At 50.2% G+C, this 1,159-nt stretch carries 9 tRNA genes and 1 rRNA gene; all 10 read left to right on the top strand.

Annotated features, from left to right (window positions below):
• Positions 1-127 precede the first annotated feature (127 nt).
• Positions 128-241 (top strand): 5S ribosomal RNA (rrf, locus tag IEV27_RS19780).
• A gap of 13 nt (positions 242-254) precedes the next feature.
• A tRNA-Val gene (locus IEV27_RS19775) sits at positions 255-330 on the top strand.
• Positions 331-334: 4 nt separating this feature from the next.
• Positions 335-410, top strand: a tRNA-Thr gene (locus IEV27_RS19770).
• Positions 411-443: 33 nt separating this feature from the next.
• Positions 444-519, top strand: a tRNA-Lys gene (locus tag IEV27_RS19765).
• Positions 520-526: 7 nt separating this feature from the next.
• Positions 527-608: transfer RNA gene (locus IEV27_RS19760), tRNA-Leu, on the top strand.
• A 6-nt stretch (positions 609-614) separates the two neighbouring features.
• Positions 615-689 (top strand) — tRNA-Gly (locus IEV27_RS19755).
• A 55-nt stretch (positions 690-744) separates the two neighbouring features.
• Positions 745-833 (top strand) — tRNA-Leu (locus tag IEV27_RS19750).
• A gap of 16 nt (positions 834-849) precedes the next feature.
• Positions 850-926 (top strand) — tRNA-Arg (locus IEV27_RS19745).
• Positions 927-934: 8 nt separating this feature from the next.
• Positions 935-1,011 (top strand) — tRNA-Pro (locus IEV27_RS19740).
• A 9-nt stretch (positions 1,012-1,020) separates the two neighbouring features.
• Positions 1,021-1,096: transfer RNA gene (locus IEV27_RS19735), tRNA-Ala, on the top strand.
• The last annotated feature ends 63 nt before the right edge of the window (positions 1,097-1,159 follow it).

The following is a 1,159-nucleotide window of genomic DNA, read 5'->3' as shown; positions in this document are numbered from 1 at the left end:
TCCCTTTGTGAAAAAGGTTTGATGACATGATGTCCGAAAGGTCTTATCCAGTTTTGAGGGTTTTCAAAAAAACCCTTGATATTTTTTGAAAAGGGCAATATAATATATCTTGTCCTTGAAAATAAGGTTTGGTGGCGAAAGCGAAGAGGTCACACCTGTTCCCATGCCGAACACAGCAGTTAAGCTCTTCAGCGCCGATGGTAGTCGGGTCGATCCCCGTGAGAGTAGGACGCTGCCATACCTTACATAAATCCGGAGGATTAGCTCAGCTGGGAGAGCACTTGCCTTACAAGCAAGGGGTCGCAGGTTCGAGCCCTGCATCCTCCACCATGTCGCCGGCCTAGCTCAACTGGTAGAGCAACTGACTTGTAATCAGTAGGTTGGGGGTTCAAGTCCTCTGGCCGGCACCACTATTGCAATTACCAGAACATCTTATTTATTAAGAGCCATTAGCTCAGCTGGTAGAGCATCTGACTTTTAATCAGAGGGTCGGAGGTTCGAGCCCTCCATGGCTCACCATTTATTCGCGGGTGTGGTGGAATTGGCAGACACGCTAGATTTAGGATCTAGTGCTTCACGGCGTGGGGGTTCAAGTCCCTCCACCCGCATTATAAGCGGAAGTAGTTCAGTGGTAGAACACCACCTTGCCAAGGTGGGGGTCGCGGGTTCGAATCCCGTCTTCCGCTCCATTTACTTAAACAGGTTAATAAGAAATAGTTAAGTAACCTTACTTGCAAGTGTCATGCCGGGGTGGCGGAATTGGCAGACGCACAGGACTTAAAATCCTGCGGTGGGTTTCCACCGTGCCGGTTCGAGTCCGGCCCTCGGCACCATAATTTAATTTCATATGCGCCCGTAGCTCAATTGGATAGAGCGTCTGACTACGGATCAGAAGGTTAGGGGTTCGACTCCTCTCGGGCGCGCCATTTACTCACGGGAAGTAGCTCAGCTTGGTAGAGCACTTGGTTTGGGACCAAGGGGTCGCAGGTTCGAATCCTGTCTTCCCGACCACTTAAATACGGGGCCTTAGCTCAGCTGGGAGAGCGCCTGCTTTGCACGCAGGAGGTCAGCGGTTCGATCCCGCTAGGCTCCACCATATTTTGATCTTTGAAAACTGAACGAACCAACCAGTACGTCAAGATTTCTTTCTATAGTATAG

The sequence above is a fragment of the Halobacillus andaensis genome (genome assembly GCF_014636475.1).
GTDB lineage: Bacteria > Bacillota > Bacilli > Bacillales > Halobacillaceae > Halobacillus_A > Halobacillus_A andaensis.
This window is presented reverse-complemented; position numbering and strand designations above follow the sequence as displayed.